Origin of the sequence: Sphingorhabdus sp. (genome assembly GCF_044239045.1) — a bacterium.
Lineage (GTDB): Bacteria > Pseudomonadota > Alphaproteobacteria > Sphingomonadales > Sphingomonadaceae > Sphingorhabdus_B.
Genome location: NZ_JBIICD010000019.1, coordinates 15745 through 35911 on the forward strand (window position 1 = coordinate 15745; position 20167 = coordinate 35911).

At 56.3% G+C, this 20167-nt stretch carries 19 protein-coding genes; 9 read left to right on the forward strand and 10 right to left on the reverse strand.

Features of this window, described 5'->3' with window-relative positions:
• Positions 1–25 precede the first annotated feature (25 nt).
• From ACILP4_RS08330 to ACILP4_RS08345, 4 genes are read right to left on the reverse strand one after another with little or no spacing between them, the layout of a single operon-like run.
• Positions 26–1108, reverse strand: a complete 1083-nt coding sequence (locus ACILP4_RS08330; RefSeq protein WP_395620270.1) for a phosphotransferase family protein — start codon at positions 1106–1108, stop codon at positions 26–28.
• The gene (locus ACILP4_RS08335) at positions 1105–2193 is read right to left on the reverse strand and encodes a Zn-dependent alcohol dehydrogenase (RefSeq protein ID WP_395620271.1); all 1089 of its coding nucleotides are present in this window, start codon (positions 2191–2193) and stop codon (positions 1105–1107) included. Before ACILP4_RS08335 ends, ACILP4_RS08330 begins: the two co-directional genes overlap by 4 nt.
• A complete protein-coding gene (locus ACILP4_RS08340) occupies positions 2190–3473 on the reverse strand; it encodes an acyl-CoA dehydrogenase family protein (RefSeq protein ID WP_395620272.1) in 1284 nt (427 codons plus the stop codon). The genes ACILP4_RS08335 and ACILP4_RS08340 overlap by 4 nt, the downstream gene beginning before the upstream one ends.
• Positions 3474–3505: 32 nt before the next feature.
• Entirely contained in the window at positions 3506–4921 is a 1416-nt protein-coding gene (locus tag ACILP4_RS08345) for an MFS transporter (RefSeq protein WP_395620273.1), read from the reverse strand.
• A 211-nt stretch (positions 4922–5132) separates the two neighbouring features.
• Between ACILP4_RS08345 and ACILP4_RS08350 the strand changes: the two genes are divergently transcribed.
• The 4 genes from ACILP4_RS08350 to purL all read left to right on the forward strand — a co-directional run bounded on the left by ACILP4_RS08350 (position 5133) and on the right by purL (position 10768).
• Positions 5133–6293 carry an acyl-CoA dehydrogenase family protein gene (locus tag ACILP4_RS08350; protein ID WP_395620274.1) on the forward strand — a complete coding sequence of 387 codons (1161 nt, stop codon included), beginning with the start codon at positions 5133–5135 and terminating at the stop codon, positions 6291–6293.
• 4 nt (positions 6294–6297) lie between these two features.
• Positions 6298–7434: an acyl-CoA dehydrogenase family protein gene (locus ACILP4_RS08355; protein WP_395620275.1), complete on the forward strand. Its 1137-nt coding sequence runs from the start codon at positions 6298–6300 to the stop codon at positions 7432–7434.
• Positions 7435–7447: 13 nt separating this feature from the next.
• A complete protein-coding gene (locus ACILP4_RS08360) occupies positions 7448–8242 on the forward strand; it encodes an SDR family NAD(P)-dependent oxidoreductase (protein ID WP_395620276.1) in 795 nt (264 codons plus the stop codon).
• A gap of 327 nt (positions 8243–8569) precedes the next feature.
• Positions 8570–10768 (forward strand): phosphoribosylformylglycinamidine synthase subunit PurL, encoded by a 2199-nt coding sequence (gene purL / locus ACILP4_RS08365; protein ID WP_395620277.1) that lies wholly within the window; start codon positions 8570–8572, stop codon positions 10766–10768.
• A 204-nt stretch (positions 10769–10972) separates the two neighbouring features.
• Here purL and ACILP4_RS08370 read toward each other — a convergent pair whose 3' ends face one another.
• Positions 10973–11749, reverse strand: a complete 777-nt coding sequence (locus ACILP4_RS08370; RefSeq protein WP_395620278.1) for a Coq4 family protein — start codon at positions 11747–11749, stop codon at positions 10973–10975.
• 125 nt (positions 11750–11874) lie between these two features.
• Here ACILP4_RS08370 and ACILP4_RS08375 point away from each other — a divergent pair, with 125 nt between their 5' ends.
• The 3 genes from ACILP4_RS08375 (at position 11875) to bfr (ending at position 13909) form a co-directional block, all read left to right on the forward strand.
• Complete coding sequence (locus tag ACILP4_RS08375; RefSeq protein WP_395620279.1) at positions 11875–13104, forward strand: DUF418 domain-containing protein; 1230 nt, start codon at positions 11875–11877, stop codon at positions 13102–13104.
• A gap of 54 nt (positions 13105–13158) precedes the next feature.
• Positions 13159–13329, forward strand: coding sequence for a bacterioferritin-associated ferredoxin (locus ACILP4_RS08380; protein WP_395620280.1), 171 nt, complete (start codon positions 13159–13161; stop codon positions 13327–13329).
• A 100-nt stretch (positions 13330–13429) separates the two neighbouring features.
• Complete coding sequence (bfr, locus tag ACILP4_RS08385; protein WP_395620281.1) at positions 13430–13909, forward strand: bacterioferritin; 480 nt, start codon at positions 13430–13432, stop codon at positions 13907–13909.
• Between the two features lie 18 nt (positions 13910–13927).
• On the opposite strand, the gene der is transcribed toward bfr, so the two are convergent.
• The 4 genes from der to panB all read right to left on the reverse strand — a co-directional run bounded on the left by der (position 13928) and on the right by panB (position 18407).
• Positions 13928–15331 carry a ribosome biogenesis GTPase Der gene (gene der / locus ACILP4_RS08390; RefSeq protein ID WP_395620282.1) on the reverse strand — a complete coding sequence of 468 codons (1404 nt, stop codon included), beginning with the start codon at positions 15329–15331 and terminating at the stop codon, positions 13928–13930.
• A gap of 21 nt (positions 15332–15352) precedes the next feature.
• A complete protein-coding gene (locus ACILP4_RS08395; protein WP_395620288.1) occupies positions 15353–16687 on the reverse strand; it encodes a PQQ-binding-like beta-propeller repeat protein in 1335 nt (444 codons plus the stop codon).
• 11 nt (positions 16688–16698) lie between these two features.
• On the reverse strand, positions 16699–17463 hold the full coding sequence (locus ACILP4_RS08400) for a tetratricopeptide repeat protein (protein WP_395620283.1): 765 nt from the start codon (positions 17461–17463) through the stop codon (positions 16699–16701).
• Positions 17464–17540: 77 nt separating this feature from the next.
• Positions 17541–18407: a 3-methyl-2-oxobutanoate hydroxymethyltransferase gene (panB, locus tag ACILP4_RS08405; protein WP_395620284.1), complete on the reverse strand. Its 867-nt coding sequence runs from the start codon at positions 18405–18407 to the stop codon at positions 17541–17543.
• A 125-nt stretch (positions 18408–18532) separates the two neighbouring features.
• On the opposite strand from panB, the gene ACILP4_RS08410 reads away from it, so the two are divergent.
• Together ACILP4_RS08410 and ACILP4_RS08415 are read left to right on the forward strand one after the other, a co-directional pair.
• Entirely contained in the window at positions 18533–18955 is a 423-nt protein-coding gene (locus ACILP4_RS08410) for a hypothetical protein (protein ID WP_395620285.1), read from the forward strand.
• A gap of 3 nt (positions 18956–18958) precedes the next feature.
• Complete coding sequence (locus ACILP4_RS08415; protein WP_395620286.1) at positions 18959–19174, forward strand: helix-turn-helix transcriptional regulator; 216 nt, start codon at positions 18959–18961, stop codon at positions 19172–19174.
• 17 nt (positions 19175–19191) lie between these two features.
• Here the strand turns inward: ACILP4_RS08415 and ACILP4_RS08420 are convergent, their stop codons facing one another.
• Positions 19192–20163 carry a glycerophosphodiester phosphodiesterase gene (locus tag ACILP4_RS08420; protein WP_395620289.1) on the reverse strand — a complete coding sequence of 324 codons (972 nt, stop codon included), beginning with the start codon at positions 20161–20163 and terminating at the stop codon, positions 19192–19194.
• Between the last annotated feature and the right edge of the window lie 4 nt (positions 20164–20167).

A 20167-nucleotide genomic window follows, 5' to 3' on the forward strand; every position in this document is an offset into this window, starting at 1 on the left:
CTCCGCTGATGGGGAGGGGTTATAATTACGCCCCGGCTTTCTCGGCGAACTTCCATGCGGATTCCGCCAGCGGGAATACGCGTTCGGCCATCGCTTGCGCATGTGACGAACTTGCGGTGCCGTCTATCACGCGTTTTTTGATGCCTTGAATAATCCCGGCGAGGCGGAAGAAATTATAAGCAAAATACCAGTTCATATCGGGCACGCCGTCGCGGCCCGTGGCAGCGCAATAACGTTCTACCATCGCGTCGAGTTCGGGAATGCCTAAAGCCGCGCGGTCCAAATCCATAACGCCCGAGCGGCCTTCATTTTGCGTCACCCACGCCATGGCGACATAAGTGAAATCCGCCAGCGGGTCACCCAAGGTGCACAATTCCCAATCGAGCACTGCGACGACTTTGGGATCCTTGGCATCGAAAATCATGTTGTCGATGCGATAGTCGCCATGCACGACGCTGGTGCGCGTTTGCGCGGGCAGCGTCTTTGGCAACCATTCGATCAGCCGCTCCATTTCGGGCATCGTTTCGGTTTCGGCGAGGCGATATTGCTTCGTCCAACGTTCCACCTGACGTCCGAAATAATTGCCGGGTTTGCCAAAGTCGGACAGGCCAGCGCCTTCAACATCCACATTATGCAATGCCGCCAAGGTGTCGATCATCGCCGCATAGGTTGCGCGGCGTTCGGCAGGGTTTGATCCCGGCATAGCGCCATCCCAGATGGTGCGACCTTCAACCATGTCCATGATGTAAAACATCGAACCGATGACGCTATCGTCGGTGCACAGGCCAAAGGGTTTGGCTACCGGAAAGCCGGTCGGATACAGACCAGCAATGACCTTATATTCGCGGTCAACTGCATGCGCGCTGGGCAGTAATACGCCAAATGGCTTACGGCGTAAGACGTAGGAGCCGCTTTTCGCGTTCAACCGGTAGGTCGGGTTTGACTGCCCACCCGCGAATTTCAGAACCTCAACCGGGCCTTCAAAACCCTCGACATTGTCGGCCATCCACTGCGCAAGCTTATTAGCATCCAAAATGTCCGCACCTTTTGGCGCAACGGTTCCGGTAAAGGCCGTCTGTGCATCAATCGGGGTTGGGGCTGAACTCATTGGTCAAAAACGATGACCGATCGGGCCGAATCGCCGCGCTTCATCTGGTCAAAGCCCTCATTGATCCGCTCCAGCGGAATGGTCTCCGAAATAATGGTGTCGAGGTCCAAAAGGCCACGCATGTAAAAATCGACCAGACGCGGAATATCGACAGGGAAGCGGTTGCCGCCCATGATTGCGCCTTGCAATTTCTTGCCCGACAAAAGGTCCATCGCCGACAGGCCAACCGAATGTTGCAACGGCATCATGCCTAGAATCGTGGCTGTTCCGCCACGCTTCAGCGACTTGACCGCGAGCGTGCCCGATGCCGGACGTCCGACAGCTTCAATTGCGTGATCAACGCCGCCTTTGGTCAATTCCTGAATTTGCGCAGCGGCATCATCGGCCAAAGCGTCGACGACATCGGTGGCACCCAGCTTCATCGCCATCGCCCGTTTTTCAGGCAATGGGTCCGCGGCGATGATGCGACCAGCGCCCGCAATCTTCGCCGCGTTAATGGTTGCAAGGCCAACGCCGCCGCAGCCGATAACGGCCACGGTTTCGCCCGGCGTTACTTTGCACGCATTGAATATCGTGCCGGCACCCGTGGTCACGGCGCAGCCGATAACCGACGCTTGTGGCAACGGCATATCCGGATGGATTGCGACGCACGCATGTTCGTGCACCAACATCATCTCGGCATAAGCCGACAGGTTCAGCATCTGGTTGACAGTGCTGCCATCAGGCCGCGTCAGGCGCGGGGCTTCGCCTGGCTTGCGCCGTGTGTCGCCGCCAAGGCACAAGGACATGCGCCCCGTGACGCAATATTCACAATGGCCACAAAAGGCGCTGAGGCAGGTGACAACAGCGTCGCCGACCTTGACGGTGCGCACTTCGCTGCCCACCGCCTCGACGATGCCCGCCGCCTCATGCCCGGGGATCGCGGGTAAAGGATGCGGATAGGTGCCTTCGATAAAGTGCAAGTCGCTATGGCACAGCCCGCAGGCCGCGGTGCGGATAAGCACCTCATGCGGCCCTGGATTGGCAATGTTCACTTGCTCGATTTGAAGCGGCTTGCCCGCTTCAATCAGGACGGCAGCCTTCACCGTGTTGCTCCCATATCGCCGCTGGATAGGCCGTCTTTGCCACGGCCGCCATGCTTACCCAATTCCATACGCGCGATGGCGCGGGCATGTACTTCGTCAGGACCGTCGGCCAGACGCAAAGTACGCTGATGCGCCCAAGCGGATGCGAGACCGAAATCGTCGGACACGCCGCCGCCGCCATGCGCTTGGATGGCATTGTCGATGATGCTCAAAGCCATGTTCGGTGCCTGCACCTTGATCATGGCGATTTCCGCGGCAGCCGCCTTGTTGCCGACCTTGTCCATCATATCCGCAGCCTTCAGGCAGAGCAGACGCGTCATTTCAATGTCGATACGGGCACGGGCAATGCGCTCTTCCCATACGCTATGCTCGGCAACTGTCTTGCCAAAGGCGACGCGCGATTGCAGGCGCTTGCACATTTTCTCCAGCGCTTCTTCGGCGGTACCAATGGTGCGCATGCAATGGTGGATGCGGCCTGGTCCAAGGCGCCCTTGCGCGATTTCGAACCCGCGCCCTTCGCCCAGTAACATATTCGATGCCGGAATACGGACGTCTTTCAATTCGATTTCCATATGGCCGTGCGGCGCGTCGTCATAGCCGAAGACGGGCAGATGGCGCAAAATCTTCACGCCGGGCGAATCGAGTTCCATCAGCACCATCGACTGCTGCGCATGGCGCTTGGCTTCGAAATCGGTCTTGCCCATGACAATCGCGATTTTGCAGCGCGGGTCGCCGGCACCGGATGACCACCATTTCACACCATTGAGAACATATTCGTCGCCTTCACGGCGGATGGAGGTTTCGATATTGGTCGCATCTGATGAGGCAACGGCTGGCTCGGTCATCAAAAAGGCCGAACGGATTTCGCCGTTCATCAATGGGATCATCCATTTTTCTTTTTGCTCTGCCGTACCGTAACGCAGGAACACTTCCATATTGCCAGTGTCTGGTGCCGAACAGTTATAGACTTCGGACGCAAAACCGATGCGGCCCATTTCTTCGGCGCACAGGGCATATTCCATGTTGGTCAGGCCGGGGCCATCGAACGCTACGCTATCATCGACATGCACGCGGCCAGACGTTGGCGGCATGAACAGGTTCCAAAGACCCGCAGCCTTGGCGCGTGCCTTTTCTTCTTCAACGACTTGCAGCACTTTCCAGCGGTCGCCCACGGCCTGCTCGGCATAATAATCGGCGACGCGTGGACGCAAAAAGCGTTCATTATGGTCGCGGATACGGTCCCGCCAATATGTTTGCTTGTCGTTGAGATCGAAATCCATGACTCATTCCTCTTTCAAATTTAATTGATCAGTTAACTGGCAGACTCTGCCGATGTGTTCAAGGCGCGCAAGCGTTCATTATGACTTTCGCGCGAAATCGGAAAATGGCGCAGGATCAATATGCCGATAAAGCCAACGATCACCACCGTGCCCATATAATATAGCGCCAGCCCGTCGAGGACGGCGACATCCACTTCGCCCGGCTTGGCATCTTGCGGGAAATTGGCAAAGCTTAGGATCATTCCAGCGGCAAAGGTGCCGATGCCAACGGCGCATTTTTGCATGAAGAAATAGCCCGCGAAAAACAGCCCTTCGGAACGTCGGCCCGTTTCTTGCTGCGATGCCTCCACCACATCCGCCATCATTGAGGATGTCAGCATCATCATACTCACCGCCGCGCTATTGGCGATGGTCATTAAGCCAAACATGAACAGGATCGAAGGATCCGACGGCGCACCGGGCACAAGGTCGAGCAGCCAACTACCGTATAATGCGGCCGTGAAGGTCAATGAGATTATGGCAAATAGGATTGCCCCGCGTTTCTTGCCCAATCGCGCGGAGACAGGCGGAACAATGATAAAGGCAATGATGACCGTCGAGAATAAGGTCAGCGCATAATAGAGCATTTCCATTTGTTGCAGCTGCCACAGAAAAGCGAGTTGATAATTGGTGAGCGCAAAGGTCAATCCTTGATTGATCAGCCCGAATAATGCGGCGGACACCAGCCACAGAAAAGCGCGATTGGACAGCGTTGCTTTAGCTTCGGCAAAGGCATGGCTAAGGCCAACGCCGCGCGGTGCTGGCGGTGAGGGCTTGGCGATGTGGCGGTGTTGGCCAAGTGCGGAGATAAGCACCGCACCGCTCATCATCAGCGCGCCCCATAGCGAATAGGCATCATAGCCCGCAGGGTCGCTCACGCCCTTTTCGCCGGTGAAGAAAATGCCATAGGCAAAAATGAGCATGAGCAAGCCGCCCGCCCAGCCAAATAAGAAACGATAGCGCATCAAACGCGTGCGTTCATCATAATCGCCCGTCAGTTCGGGGACGAGGGCGATAGACGGCACTTCACACATTGCCACTAAGGTGCGCGCCAACACAGCGGTGCAGAACAGCCAGATGATCGTGCCCGTCTGCCCCAAGGCAGGTGGGTGCCACAGCAATAGCCATATGATACCAAGCGGAATGGCCGCCGCATATAGCCAAGGGAGGCGGCGACCCCATTTGCTTTGCGTCCGGTCAGACAGCTCGCCAATGATCGGGTCTGCAAAGGCATCAAAAATCAGCGCGGCCATGATAACCGTACCGACGATGCCCGCATCAATGCCCAGCACCTGATTATAAAAGATCAGCAAGAATACGGAAAAGCCATTATCCTTAACGCCATAAGCAACAGAGCCAAGCCCGTGCATGACTTTTAAGGATCGGGGAAGTGCGACGATTGGTGCCATAATGGGTTAAATCACAAAACGCGAAAAGGCGTGTTTTCCGGCGAATCGCACGATGTTTCTCTCCTATATCCCGTTGCTATGCTAGGGCCGCGTCCCAGCCTGTCAATCGCGATGCAAATGACGTTACGGCATGCATCGCTCACCGATAAGGGCTTGCGTTTCGGTGCGTGACCGCCCAAAAATTCATCAAGCAATTAAACAGGAGATCGTCATGTCCGACCTTGAAACATTCCGCGCCGAGGCGCGCGCCTGGCTGGAGGAAAACTGCCCCGCCGAAATGCGCACACCGGCCAAAGGTGATGAAGACGTTTGCTGGGGCGGACGGAATTTTGTTTTCCAATCCGAAGCGCAGAAACTGTGGCTCGAACGCTGCGTCGCCAAGGGCTATACGGTACCCGATTGGCCCAAGGCTTATGGCGGCGCGGGTCTTTCCCCGCAGGAAACAAAAATATTGCGTCAGGAAATGGCAAAGCTTGGCTGCCGCTCGCCGCTCAACAGCTTCGGCATCTGGATGCTTGGCCCGGCCTTGCTGAAATTCGGCACCGAAGAACAAAAGGTGCATTATATGGGCCAGATCGCCCGTGGCGAAATCCGCTGGTGTCAGGGCTATTCCGAACCCGGTTCGGGCAGCGACTTGGTGTCGATGCAAACCTTTGGCGAAGATAAGGGCGACCATTGGGTCGTCAATGGCCAGAAAATCTGGACGTCTTATGCGGACAAAGCTGACTGGATTTTCTGCCTAGTCCGCACCGACAAGACGAACAAATATCAGGGAATCAGCTTCTTGTTATTCGACATGGAAACGCCGGGCGTTTCGACCAAGCCGATCAAGCTGATCTCCGGCAATTCGCCTTTCTGCGAAACATTCTTCGACAATGTGGTCGTGCCAAAGCACCAGATTGTTGGCGAGGTAAATCGCGGCTGGGATGTGGCAAAATATCTGCTGGGCCATGAACGCGAGATGATCTCCGGCATGGGCGGCGATGGCGGCGTGACCTCGATTGGCGCGGCGATGAAGGCGACCTTGTCGCAAGAGCCTGTGCTCCGCGCACAAATGGCATTGTTCGATGTCGATAACCTCACCTTCCGTGCGCATGGCGAGCGGTTTATGGACGAATGGAAAACCGGTAAGGCGCATCCCGCTTATTCCAACCTGATGAAATATGTCGGAACCGAATTGAACAAGAAACGCAATGAACTGGTCATGTCGATTGGCGGCAGTCAAGCGCTCGAGTGGGAAAGCGAACGCGCCAATGGCGGCTCCAAAGCGCGCAACTGGCTGCGGACCAAGGCGAACTCAATTGAGGGCGGTACCAGCGAAGTGATGCTGAACGTCGTGTCCAAGCGCATCCTCGAAATGCCGGGGGCTTAAGACAATGGCAATGACCTTAAACGATGACCAGAATATGCTGCGCGACACTGCGCGGGATTTTATGGCGAGCGAAGCGCCCGTCACCCATTTCCGCAAGTTCCGTGATATGGGGTGCAAAGACGGTTTCAGCCATGGCTTATGGAAGCAATTCGCTGAAATAGGCTTTACCGGCATCCTCATTCCCGAGGCCGATGGAGGCATGGGCATGGGCCAGATTGAGGCGGGCATCGTGCTGGAAGAAATTGGCCGCAACCTGTCACCATCGCCTTTCCTAACCACATCGGTGGCGGCTGTTGAGGCATTGAAGCTGGCGGACAAGGCGATGCGCGACCGTTGGTTCCCCGGCATATTGGCTGGCGAAACCGTGATCGGCATTGCGATTGAAGAAGGCGTCAAGCACCGGCCGGAGAAAATCGCCTGCGTTGCGGAACGCAGCGGCAATGGCTTTAAGCTGACCGGTCAAAAGCAATTTGTCGTCCAAGGCGCGTCATCGGACATGCTGATCGTTGCGGCGCGTACCGCGGGTGCGGCTGGCGAAACCGATGGTCTGACCTTGTTCGCGGTGGACAAGGACGCGGCGGGCCTTTCGATGGAGGCGGCACGGCTTGTCGATTCCGCTGTTGCTGCGCATGTAAAGCTGGACGGTGTGCAGCTGGATGCCGACGCCGTCATTGGCGAGGTTGATGGCGGTTGGGCGGTGCTGTCCAAAATGCTCGACGCCGGACGGGTTGGCGCCGCGGCCGAAATGGTCGGCGTTGGCACGGGCGCGATGGACATGACCTTTGAATATCTCAAGACGCGCAAGCAATTCGACCGCGTCATCGGTGAATTTCAGGCGCTTCAACATCGCGCGGCACATTTATATGGCGAAATGGAAGGCGCGCGTTCGATTGTGCTGAAGGCGCAATCCTTAATGGACGAAGGCCATGCCAAGGCCGAGCTTTATGTTGCGGCGGCTAAGGCGAAAGCGGGCCTAGCCTGCAATCTTTCGGTGCGCGAAGGCGTGCAAATGCATGGCGGCATCGGCATGACGGACGAATATGACATCGGCCTATATATGAAGCGCGACCGCAGCTTGAACGAATTTTTCGGCGATGCTTATTACCACGCAGACCGCGTAGCGACGATGAACGGTTATTAAAAGGAAACCGCAAATGGACATTCAAACCTTATTCAACCTCAATGGCCGCGTGGCGTTAGTCACCGGCGGATCGCGCGGCATCGGCAAAATGATTGTCGAAGGCTATTTGAAAGCGGGCGCAGCACGTGTGTATATCAGCGCACGCAAGGTCGACCAGATTGAGGAAACCGTCGCCGAATTCGGCAATCAGGTCATCGGTCTGCCTTGCGATCTTTCGACTGTGGACGGTTGCCTGTCATTGGCCGAACAAATTGCGGCGCGTGAAAAAAAGGTCGATATTCTGGTGAACAATGCGGGCGCAGCCTGGGGCGCGGATTTCGGCCAATTCCCCGAAGCCGGCTGGGACCGTGTGATGGACCTGAACGTCAAATCCTTGTTCTTTTTGACGCAAGCCTTGCACCCGCAGTTGAAGGCAGCGGCCAGTTTTGACCGCCCCGGTAAGGTCATTAACATCGCATCGATCGATGGCCTGCGCATCAACCCGTGGCAAACCTATAGCTATCAGGCGTCGAAAGCGGCCGTTATCCATTTGACGCGTCGCCTCGCGGCTGAACTCGTAAAGGATAATATCCTTGTGTCGGGTATTGCGCCGGGCGCGTTCCAGTCAGACATGAACAAAGCAGCGCGCGACCATGCCGATGCCGTGGGCAAAAATATTCCCTTCCCACGAATCGGAACGCCGGAGGATATGGCTGGGCTTGCGATCTTCCTCGCCGCACGTGCTGGTGATTATATCGTGGGCGAAACCATCGCGTGCGATGGCGGCATCGTCAATGCGTCGCTGCCGGGCAATGGTATCGCGCCTTAATTGGGTTTTTCGCTATAATTTGGAAGCGCCATTAACGCGTTTCCAACAAGAATAGGGCTAGTTGCAAAACACGCAACTAGCCCTATTCTTTTCGCAATTGCAGCAATTACATCCTGTCCTTATTTGGAGATCAACGGCAAGCGATTGCCGAACGCACATTGACCGGGCGGCTTTCTCCTCCTCTCTCCCCCGCCCCCGGACAATTTTTACGGCCTCCATGCACTGCGTGGGGGCCGTATCGTTTTCGGGGCATGGGATTGGCCAATTTGCGCTTAATCGCAACCAAACAGGCTAGATAAACACAAGCGGTCTCGCTAAGGCCGTTGCATGTCCGAAATCACGCCCCAAATCGTCGCCGACCATGGTCTCAATGAAGAAGAATATGCGCGCATTTTGCACGCCATGGGGCGCGAACCCAATTTGGTCGAGCTTGGCATATTCTCGGTGATGTGGTCGGAGCATTGCTCCTACAAATCCTCCCGCATCCATTTGAAGAAATTGCCGACTGAGGCCCCTTGGGTCATTTGCGGTCCCGGTGAAAATGCAGGCGTGATCGATATTGGCGATGGTCCAAATGGCACGAAGCTCGCCGCGATCTTCAAAATGGAATCGCATAATCACCCGTCTTACATCGAACCTTATCAGGGCGCGGCGACGGGCGTAGGTGGCATCTTGCGCGACGTGTTCACCATGGGCGCGCGGCCCGTGGCCAATATGAATGCGCTGCGTTTCGGGCGGCCCGACCATCCGAAGATGAAGCATCTGGTGCAAGGTGTCGTTGCCGGCATTGGCGGATATGGCAATTGCGTTGGCGTGCCGACCGTAGGCGGCGAGACCAATTTCCATCCCGCTTATGATGGCAATATCCTTGTGAACGCGATGACCGTCGGCGTCGCGGACCAAGATAAAATTTTTTATTCTGCCGCAACGGGCCTTGGGAACCCCATCGTCTATGTCGGGTCAAAGACAGGCCGCGACGGCATTCACGGTGCGACGATGGCATCGGCCGATTTCGGCGCGGATATTGAGGAGAAGCGCCCGACGGTTCAAGTGGGTGATCCCTTTACCGAAAAGCTTCTGATTGAGGCGTGTCTTGAGCTGATGGCGTCGGACGCCATTGTTGCGATTCAGGATATGGGCGCCGCAGGTTTGACCAGTTCCAGCGTCGAAATGGCGACCAATGGCAAAGCGGGCATTATCCTCGACATGGACAAGGTGCCGTGCCGCGAAGAAGGCATGACGCCGTATGAAATGATGCTGTCCGAAAGCCAGGAGCGCATGCTCATGGTGCTCAAGCCCGGCCGTGAAGAATTTGCCAAGGCGATTTTCGACAAATGGGAACTGGATTTCGCGGTCATCGGCGAAGTCACCGACACGGGCCATATGGTGCTGACATGGAAGGGCGAAATTGTCTGCGACATTCCGCTTGGGCCATTGGCCGAAGACGCACCTTTATATGACCGTCCCGCCGCGTCAAAGGAAGCGTATAAGGCATGGGCCAAGGTTCAGCCCTTAAGCGACATTCCCACCAGCCACGACCTTGGCGCGGATTTGCTCAAGCTCATGGCCTGTCCCGATCTCGCCAGCCGCGCCTGGATCTGGCAGCAATATGATAGCCAAGTCGGTGGCGACACGGCGCAGCTTTCGGGCGGCGACGCTGCCGTGGTCCGCATCCACGGCACCAATCGCGCGCTGGCGATGAGCACCGATTGCACACCGCGTTATTGCTATGCCGACCCCTATGAAGGCGGCAAGCAAGCGGTGGCCGAAACCTATCGCAACATCAGCGCCGTTGGTGCAACGCCGCTCGCGATCACCAACTGCCTCAATTTTGCCAATCCGCAGCGCCCCGAAATCATGGCGCAGATTGTCGGCTGTCTGGAGGGCATGGGCGACGCCTGCCGCGCGCTCGATTATCCGATCGTGTCGGGCAATGTGTCGCTCTATAATGAAAGCAAGGCAACCGGTGGCGGCAGTGCGATTTTGCCAACGCCAGCGATTGGCGGCGTGGGCGTGCTGGAAGATGTCAGCAAGATGGCGACCATCGCGTTCAAGAACGAAGGCGACGGCATTTTCGTCATTGGCGATAGCAATGGGCATCTGGGCCAGTCTCTATGGCTGCGTGAATTGCATGGCCGCGAAGACGGCGCGCCGCCGCCTGTCGACCTCGCCCAGGAACGGGCCCATGCCGCATATGTGCGTCAGCTTATTCATGACGGCATGGTGAACGCGGTGCATGATGTGGCCGATGGCGGCTTGCTGGTCGCGTTGACCGAAATGGCGCTCGCCAGCGGTCGCGGCTGCGTCCTTACCGACATCGGTGATGCCGCCACGGCCTTTGGCGAGGATCAGGCGCGTTTTGTTGTCACCACTGCGCACGCTGAACTTATGCAGGCGGCGGGTATTCCGATCACGCGGATTGGCACGGTAACTGGACATGCGGTTACTGGCCGGGGCTTTTCGGTGGCAATCGCCGATTTACGCACCGCGCATGACAGCTTCTTCAAAGACTGGATGGAAGGCTAGGACCTCTCGCCCCCGCGCGGCGCACGAGAAGGGTCCCCCCACCCAGTTATCAGTCACCCTGAAACAAGTTCAGGGTGACGTCGGGGGTAAGCGTGACGAAGGGTACACGCCACCGGTCCCCGTTCGTGTCGAGATTTGTCGCTAAATGCGCCGGATGCTCTTGCCCTCAACCGCGGTCGAGGCACAAGGAATGCAGGCCTAAGGTTAAGCCGTCGCAGCCAGCAAATTATACGGATCAATGCCTTCTGACCGCATCGCGGCGTGGGCCGCATGATAGGTCTTCGGCTCGGTTATCCCTAAGCGCTTACGGGCATCAGCCAGCGGCTCGCGTAACAAGGCTGCGATGTCTTCCTGAGCGATGTTCTTTGCAGCTTTGCCGATACGATAGCCTTCGTGCACCGCTTTCATAATCGGCGCCGATTTCGTAACGCGGTATTTCAACTCTAATCCCCCAGCATAAGCAATGAAGCCGACGCCAAGATTGTGGTTTTGCGCATAGGTAAAGCCCAACACGCATTGTTCACCCAGCGCGTCGCGGCCATAGCCAGTGAGGATGTGCAGCATGTCATGCGTGTCGCGCAAGCGGTCACCATAACGTTCGACCACATCGCCAAAAACCGGATATGTTGTCCGGAACTGGGCATATTCCGCCTCAAGACCCGCAGCGCTTAGACCCTCGCGCTCCATGAACGCGACATAAGCGCGGCCAACCGTTCCCTCGGGAAGCTTCTTGATGCTGTCATGATCATCGAGCATATCAATCAGGCGCTCATTGCTTTCAAGCAATGCCCGGCCCTTTGGCGTTTGCCAGAATTTCAGCGCCATCTTACCGAACTTGCTGCCGCTTAAGGCCGCAATGATGTGAAAGACCTGCTCGGTGTCTTCTTTGTTGGCAATCAGCTTACGAAAATGACGCCATGCCTTCAGCGGTTGAATTTTAGCTGGCGGGCGGTCGGGGTGCGAAAAATATAGTTCAGTCATGACGAATCCAAAACTAAGATGAAAGGCACGTTAAAAATTACCTACACTGGTGTCAATAACAAAAAATATCCGCTGGACGCGCATGCGCATGGGCTGTATTAATATCATAATACAGGGGGTTGGCCATGCAAAATTTAGAACAACGGCACATCAGCTTGGACGCGATGCGCGGTTTTGCGGTGATGGGTATCTTGGCGATGAATATCATCGGCTTTGCGATGCCCGAATGGGCCTATGTCACGCCTGCGGCTTATGGCACCGACACTTTGGCCGACAAAATTGCATGGGCATTTTCCTTCATCTTCATTGACGGCAAAATGCGGGGGCTATTCTCGCTTTTGTTTGGCGCGAGCATGATGCTGGTCATCGACCGCGCTGCGGCAAATGGCGAAAGCCCGGCGCAGGTGCATTTTCGTCGCATGGCATGGCTCGCTCTATTTGGCCTCGCACATTATTTCTTCATCTGGTTTGGCGACATCCTGTTCCTCTATGCGATGATCGGCATGATCGCCTTTCGTTTCCGTGATTGGACGCCAAAACGATTGATAAAGGTCGCTTTAATCATTTTTGCCCTTGGGTTGGCGCTCTGGGGCGTACAATTTGGAGGGCTTCAGGCCTTTCAATATTTTGCAACCCGGCCTGATGCGAGCGCAGGCATGGCCCAGGAGTTTCGCAAACTGATGGCGAGCGCTGATCTTGCGTTTAACATTGCGCCTGACCTCGCGCTGCACAGGGGCAGCTATGGCGCGATCGTGATGGACAAGTTTGACGCGTGGAGCACGCCATTTATCATGGTGTTGCAGTCCATTGGCGAAACTTTGCCGCTGATGATGATTGGTATGGCGATGCAAAAAAGCGGGTTCATCACAGGTCGTTGGGATGCGGCCGATTACCAGCGCTGGGCCAAGCGGATGGTACCGCTTGGCTTGTTGCTGACGGCAGGCTTGGCCGTTTGGATGGCCGCCGTTGATTTCGACCGGATCACGGCGCTTGCGATTTTTTACTTCTGGGGGGGAATCCCGCGCTTGATGCTGACGATTGGCTATGCGGCGTTATTGATCCTGCTCATCGGCCATTATCGCAACCACCCGATGCTCTTGCGGGTCGCCGCGGCCGGGCGCGCCGCGTTCAGTAACTATCTGGGCACGAGCATTATTATGACGACGATTTTTTATGGCTATGGCCTCGGCTTGTTCGGCGATGTCGGCCGCGCCGGATTGTGGGTATTTGTGCTGGGGGCTTGGGCGGTGATGTTGCTGTGGTCAAAGCCATGGTTGATGCAATATCATTACGGTCCGCTGGAATGGCTATGGCGGAGCTTGGCGCGCGGGAAAGTGCAATTGATGCGTCGTTAATGCTATTGCAATCAGTTCGCATTAACGATAATGCGATTCCATAGGAGTTAATCCATGGTCGTTTGCATCTGTAATGCTATCAAGGAAAAAGACCTGCGTGCTGCGGTGCGTTGTCCTGCCGAGCGTCCAAATGACGTGTATGCGCGCCTGGGGCGTAAACCAAAATGTGGCCAGTGCCTATCGTTCGCGCGAAACATTATCAGCGCCGGACCTGCAACCGCTTAGCAATAGCGCGTCGAAAAAATCAGCTTTTCTGCCGTTTTCCGCCTTCACGGCGTTCTATTAACGCGCTAACATATGCGCAAATAACCTAAAGGAAATGGCCATGAAGGGTGATGCAAAAGTCATCGATTTTTTGAACGAGGCGCTCAAGAATGAACTGACTGCGGTCAATCAATATTGGCTGCATTACCGCATGCTCGACAATTGGGGCGTATCGCGGCTGGCGCATTTTGAACGGCATGAATCGATCGACGAGATGAAGCATGCCGACAAATTGTCGGAACGGATCTTGTTTCTGGATGGCCTACCCAATTTCCAAATGCTGGGCCGTTTGCGCATTGGCGAGACTGTTGAGGAAATCCTGAAGGCCGATCTTGAGCTTGAATATGAAGCTTTGCCTCTGCTCAAAGATGCCATCGCGCATTGCGAAAGCGTCCGCGATTATGTCAGCCGGGACCTATTCGCATCCATATTGGAAAGCGAAGAAGAACATGTCGATATGCTGGAAAAGCAGTTCGACTTGATTGCACGCATGGGCATGGAAAATTACGTGCAGTTGCAGTCAAAACCAATTGAGGACTGAACCTAAAGCGCGGTCGGCTTATCCATTATCCGCAAATGGATTTTTCGACGAACGGAAGTTGATCCGCACAGGCACCGCGCCGAAATCTAAATCGCGGCGAATACCGTTCAGCAAATAGCGCGCATAGCTGGCGGGCAACTCGTCCGTCCGGTTGCCGAAGATGACAAAGGTTGGCGGACGGTTCCGCGCTTGCGTCATATACCGCAGCTTGATCCGCTTGCCGCCAGGGGCAGGGGGCGGGTTGGCCGAAATCGCAGCTTCAAACCAGCGGTTAAGTATACCCGTTGGCACGCGCTTGTTCCACGCTTCGCGCGCATCGAACGCGGCGGAAATCATTTGATCAAGACCCTTGCCGGTCAATGCCGATACCGCGATCATTGGAACGCCCTTCAACTGCGACAGGCCTTCTTCGAGCGCGGCACGAATGCCTTTGAAAAGCCCGCTGCCATCAACCGCCACATCCCATTTGTTGATCGCGATGATCAGCGCGCGGCCCTCTTGAATCACATGGTCGGCAATTTTCAGGTCCTGAACTTCCAAACCCTTGGTCGCATCAAGCAGCAGCACGACAACTTCGGCAAAGTCGATTGCGTGGCGTGCGTCGGCGACCGATAGCTTTTCCAACTTGTCCTGCACCTTGGCGCGCTTTCGCATGCCGGCGGTATCAATCAAGCGCACGCGGCGTTCGGTCAGCAAAGGCGGGATATTGCCTTCTTCATCGGGCTCACCTTCTTTCGGGCTTGGGTCTGTCCAGATCCAGTCCACCGAAATACTGTCCCGGGTAATCCCGGCTTCAGGGCCGGTAATCAGGCGGTTTTCGCCTAACAACTTGTTGATCAGCGTTGATTTTCCGGCATTTGGACGCCCCACAATCGCCAGCTTCAAAATGGCGTCGGGCGCTTCGGGATCCGGCACTTCAAACGCGCCGCCGTCAATATGCGGCAGCAAAGATTGAAACAGGTCGGCCATACCTTCGCCATGTTCGCCGCTGATCGCGATGGGGTCGCCAAAACCCAGCGCATAGCTTTCTAAGATGCCATTATCGCCTTGCTTGCCTTCGGCCTTATTGACCGCAAGTACGACCGGCGTCGCACTGCTGCGTAGCCAGCGGGCAATTTCTTCGTCGAGCGGGGTCACGCCAACACGGCCATCGATCAAGAACAGGGCAACTTGCGCCCCTGATATTGCGGCCTCGGTTTGCATCCGCATTCTACCGGGCAGGGTGTCGGGATCTTCATCCTCATAACCCGCGGTATCGACAATGGTGAATTCCAAATCGAACAAGCGGCCTTCGCCTTCACGGCGATCGCGCGTGACACCCGGCGTGTCATCGACCAAAGCAAGCTTCTTGCCAACCAGCCGGTTGAACAAAGTGGACTTGCCGACATTAGGCCGACCAATAATGGCTACGGTCGGCAACATGCCGCTACTCTCCTTTAGGGCCTAGCCGCGAAACGCGGAGATGCGGCCGGAATCATCTAGAATATATAAAGTATTATTGGCGACAATCGGCGCAAGCGACACGTCGGATTTCAGGTCGGCAACCTCAGTCGCAGTGCCATCTTCCGGCGCCACCGCCCAGATTGCGCCGCGCGAATTGGCAATGATCAAGCGACCGCCCGCGAGTATCGGGCCATACCAGCTGATCGGGCCCTTTTTCTTCTTTTCATTCTCATAACGTTGCAGCTTCGAAATCCAGCGGATTTTACCGCTGGAACGTGCAACGCTTAACAAACGTGCTTCGTCGGTCATGACGAACACCCATTCGCCCGCCGTCACCGGCGTTGAAATCCCCGCAATGTTGATTTCCCAAATGCGCTGGCCCGTTACCAGTTCATAGGACGCCATGCGTCCGCCTTTGCCCAATGCGAAGACGCGGCCACGGTCAATGACAGGGTCGGCATCAATATCGGTCAGCGTCGAAACCGACGTCGACATCGCGGTCCGCGACAAGGTATCGTTCCACAGGCTGCGGCCATTTTCATAACGATAGGCGGCCAACTCACCGCTGGAATAGCCAGCGATGACGGTGCCTTGCGCTGCGGCAGGGGCGCCAACGCCAAAAATGCCTGATGCCGCGACAGGGCCGGCTTCTCTCCATTGCGGTTCACCATCGCTTTGGCGCAGCGCGTAAATCTGGTTGTCCTGCGTCATCACATATAGGTTGCCGTTGGACAATGTGGGCGCGCCGCGCAACGGGCCGGCTGGACGCTTTTTCCAAACAAGCGCGCCCGTGTCTGCCGCAAGCGCGACGACGTCGCCGACGCCATTGGTGGCAAAGACGTTGCTGCTGGTGGCGCTGACGCCGCCGCCATAACGCGATGGCTTACCGTCGCTGTCAACCTCCAACGCGTTCGACCAGATTTGGGCGCCGGTGTTCGCATCAAATGCGGTAACGCGGGCCGTGGTGTCGACGACATAGACGCGACCATCGCTCATCACCGGGCTCGCGGCCAGGCGCGCGCGCGGATTGGCACCCGTCACATCTGCGGTCCAAATGCGCGCGAGGCCTTGACCAAGTGCGACATGGCCGGGCGATTTCGACGCATTACCACCGGGTTGTGCCCATGCTTCGTTGATTGTTGCTGGCGGCAGGGTGACAGCGACATCCGCCAAGGACGCATCGACTTCGGTGTCACGCTCTGTGCCCAAGATGCTGACGCGTGCGCCGACAGTTGGCGTATTGTTTTTCTTACCGGCATCACCGCGCACACCGTCAAGGACGGCGCAGCCACCAAGCGTCGTTGTCGCGGCGAGCACCAGAAGCAATTTGGATATGGACTTCACTATCACTCTCCTTTGGCGGCGGTATCGCCAGCCTTCGATGCCGCATTGCGGTTTACGTCAAGCTGAACGGTATCGATACCCAGCGCACCGGCCATTTGCTGGGCACGGCTACGCAAGGTCTGCGGCGCATCCTCTTGCTTCGCAATCTGCGCAAAAATTGGCCCGGCCATATTGTCTTTGCCCATCTTGATATAGGCCAAGGCGGTCAATTCGCCGGCGCTACCGAAATAAGGGTGACCAGCGGTAGCAAGCGGTTTCAACCGGTCAATCACTTGCTGCGGCGGGAGGGAATCAAACTCAGCGCTTACTTGGCGGATCAGTGCCAAATCGCGGAATGTTTGTGGCAGACTGTCATCGCCGACCACCTTAGCATAGATGGCAATGGCCTTCTTAGTCTCACCATCTTCGCCGAGTAGATTTGCCTCGACCAATTGCGCCATGGCGCGATATCCGGGCTGATCGGCTTTGGCGAGCACTGCCAATTTGGCGCGGGCCTCTTTTTCCTGCCCAGCGCGCAACTTGTCCATGGCGTCGACAAATTCTTCGCTTTGCAGGTCTGCTGCGGCCTGCACTTGGTTTTGATAGATTATCCAGCCGCCAAAGGCCAAAAGCCCGGCCACCAGTGCCGCCAACAGCCAGCGGCCATAACGTGTCCAAAAACTGGTCAGATCACTCGCGCGGACGGCATCGTCGACCTCCCGCAAAAATGCTTCGTCGCTGCCGCTCCGGTCTTTATCCGCGGGCGTTTTAGTCGGTGTCAAAGCCAAAAGGGCCTCCGAATTTGTTTAGTCAAAATTGGTCAGAGCTGTCCTTAGCCCGACTTGGACCGATAGACCAGCCTGCTTTATACAGGCTGATACAGCTGGTCAGGTCCGGGGAAGCTGCGGTCCCGGACGCCAGCGGCATAAGCGCGTACAGCGTCTTCGACGCTGACACCCATGTCACCGAATTTCTTGACGAATTTCGGTACGCGATCAAACAGGCCGAGCATGTCTTCGGCGACCAACACTTGGCCGTCGCACTGCGCCGACGCGCCAATGCCGATGGTTGGGCAAGCAACTTTCTGTGTGATTTCGATGGCGATATGTTCCAGCACGCCTTCAATCACCATGGCAAATGCCCCCGCGTCGGACATGGCAATCGCATCCTCGACGATGGATTGGGCTTCCTCTGGGCTTTTGCCGCGCACGCCATAGCCACCAAGGATGTTCACCGCCTGTGGGGTCAATCCGACATGCGCCATAACCGGAATGCCGCGCGAGGTCAGGAATTCCACGGTCGGTGCAAGCACCTTGCCGCCTTCCAGCTTCACGGCTGCTGCGCCGGTTTCTTTCAATAGCCGCGATGCGTTGACAAATGCCTGCTCGGGCGAAGCTTCATAAGAACCAAAGGGCATATCGACGATGACGGCGGCGTGATAGCTGCCGCGCACAACCGCCGCGCCATGTGCTGCCATCATTTCCATCGTGACCGCCACGGTATGCGGCAGGCCGTAAATCACCTGTCCCAACGAATCACCGACGAGCAGCATGTCGCAATGCGGGTCCATCAACTGCGCCATGCGGACGGTATAGGCCGTTAGCATCACCAAGGGCTCCTTACCCTTTTGCTGCCGGATGCGCGGCACGGTCAGGCGCTTCATCGGCGACGGCGTCGGGTTCGCACGGCTGGTGGATGTGTCGAAAGTGAGCGTTTTAGGATGCGTAGACATAGCGCAAGGGCTTAGCCGCTAAACGCCCCGGGCAAAAGAAAGAACGGCAAGATGTTCGATTTGATTGACGCAATGTTAAAAATATATAACATTAAGTGCGAATCAATTAACATGGAGATGTGCTAATGTCGTTTCGTGAGAAAATTCACTGGGTGGCTTTTCTAAGTCTCATACTGGGCTTTGGCTGGTATTTCCTATCTTACCCTTGGGCCGTCGCCAACACGCGCGCTGGTATGCTGACATCAGTCTGGATGCTTATTCCGACGACCATCATTTTTCTGGTGCCGATGGTAGCGGGGACTGTTTGGTTCGCTATCCGCACACCAAAAGAGGCAAATCTTAAAGAAGATGAACGCGAAAAAACGATTCATCTGAAGGGAACCCATGCGGCGTATTACCCGTTAGTTCTCGGGATATGGGCCAATATCTTTGCCCTCATTAATGGCCTAAGCTACGGCTGGTCGGTCAATATTTTGATGGCGACGTTGGTGTCGGCAGAATTGATCCGCGTAGGTGCGCAGTTGCATCTTTACCGGCGCGGTTATTGAGCGATGGCGCAGGCACCCTTTACCAACGACATTAAAACCTTACGCTTTCTGGCAGGCGAAATGACGCAGGGCGATTTGGGGGACAAGGTGGGCGTCACGCGCCAAACCATCGCCGCCATTGAGCAGGGTAAATATTCACCCTCGCTTGAGGTCGCGTTTCGAATCGCGCATGTCTTTGGCAAACCGCTTGAGGAGGTTTTTCAATGGCAGCAGGACTGACGCGACTGGCCTGATCGTTAGTGGCCCCGCGCCGCAACCGCCTCTGTCACATTGTCGCTGAAAATGCCGTCTATACCCGTGGCCAAAAACGCTTTTATCTCGGCCTTCAAGTCACCATGCCCACGCGGATCAACGCCGGATTTTTGCGCCAATGGTAGGAAGTAATTTTCGCGGCGGAATGTCCAGGGGTGGACCGCAAGGCCGACCTTATGGGCGTCGGCAACCAGTGTCGTCGGATCGCCCAGATTGCCCAGCAAAGTGCGCGGAATCACCATTGCCTTGTTGGGGCCAATGCCATCGGCATAAGTTGCAACGGTTTTCAGGCCTTCTGCGCTTGCCATTTGGGCATAGGTCAGGCCGCTATGGTCTGCGGGGCTGCCAGTTTCTGCAATCAACTGGATCAAGCGCAATTTGGTCTTGGGCCGCAAGGCCTTTAGATTTTCGACTTCGAAGGACTGAATGAATACAGGCGCGCTTTTTTCAACATGGCCATATTGTGTGAGTGCTGCCAGCAATGGCGCTTCATGCGGCAAACCAATGGCGGTGAAATAGCTAGGATGCTTGGTTTCGGGATAAATGCCAATCGTCCGCCCCGTTGCCGCGCTTTGGGCCTTGGCCAGCGCGAGGATCTCGTCAAAAGTTGGTATCTCAAACTGCCCGTCATAGGCCATATTGGCCGTACGCAATTGCGGCAGGCGTTCTTTCGCGCGCAGCGTCTTCAATTCGGCGAGGGTAAAATCCTCGGTAAACCAGCCCGTCATTTTCTGGCCATCGATGGTTTTGGTCATCTTGCGGTCGGCAAATTCGGCCTTGTCGGCAACGTCAGTAGTTTCGGAAATCTCATTCTCATGCCGCGCGACCAAAACGCCATCCTTGGTCAGCACAAGGTCCGGCTCAATATAGTCGGCGCCTTGTTCAATCGCGAGGCTGTAGCTTGCCAGCGTATGTTCGGGCCGCTCGCCACTCGCGCCGCGATGGGCGATGACGATGACG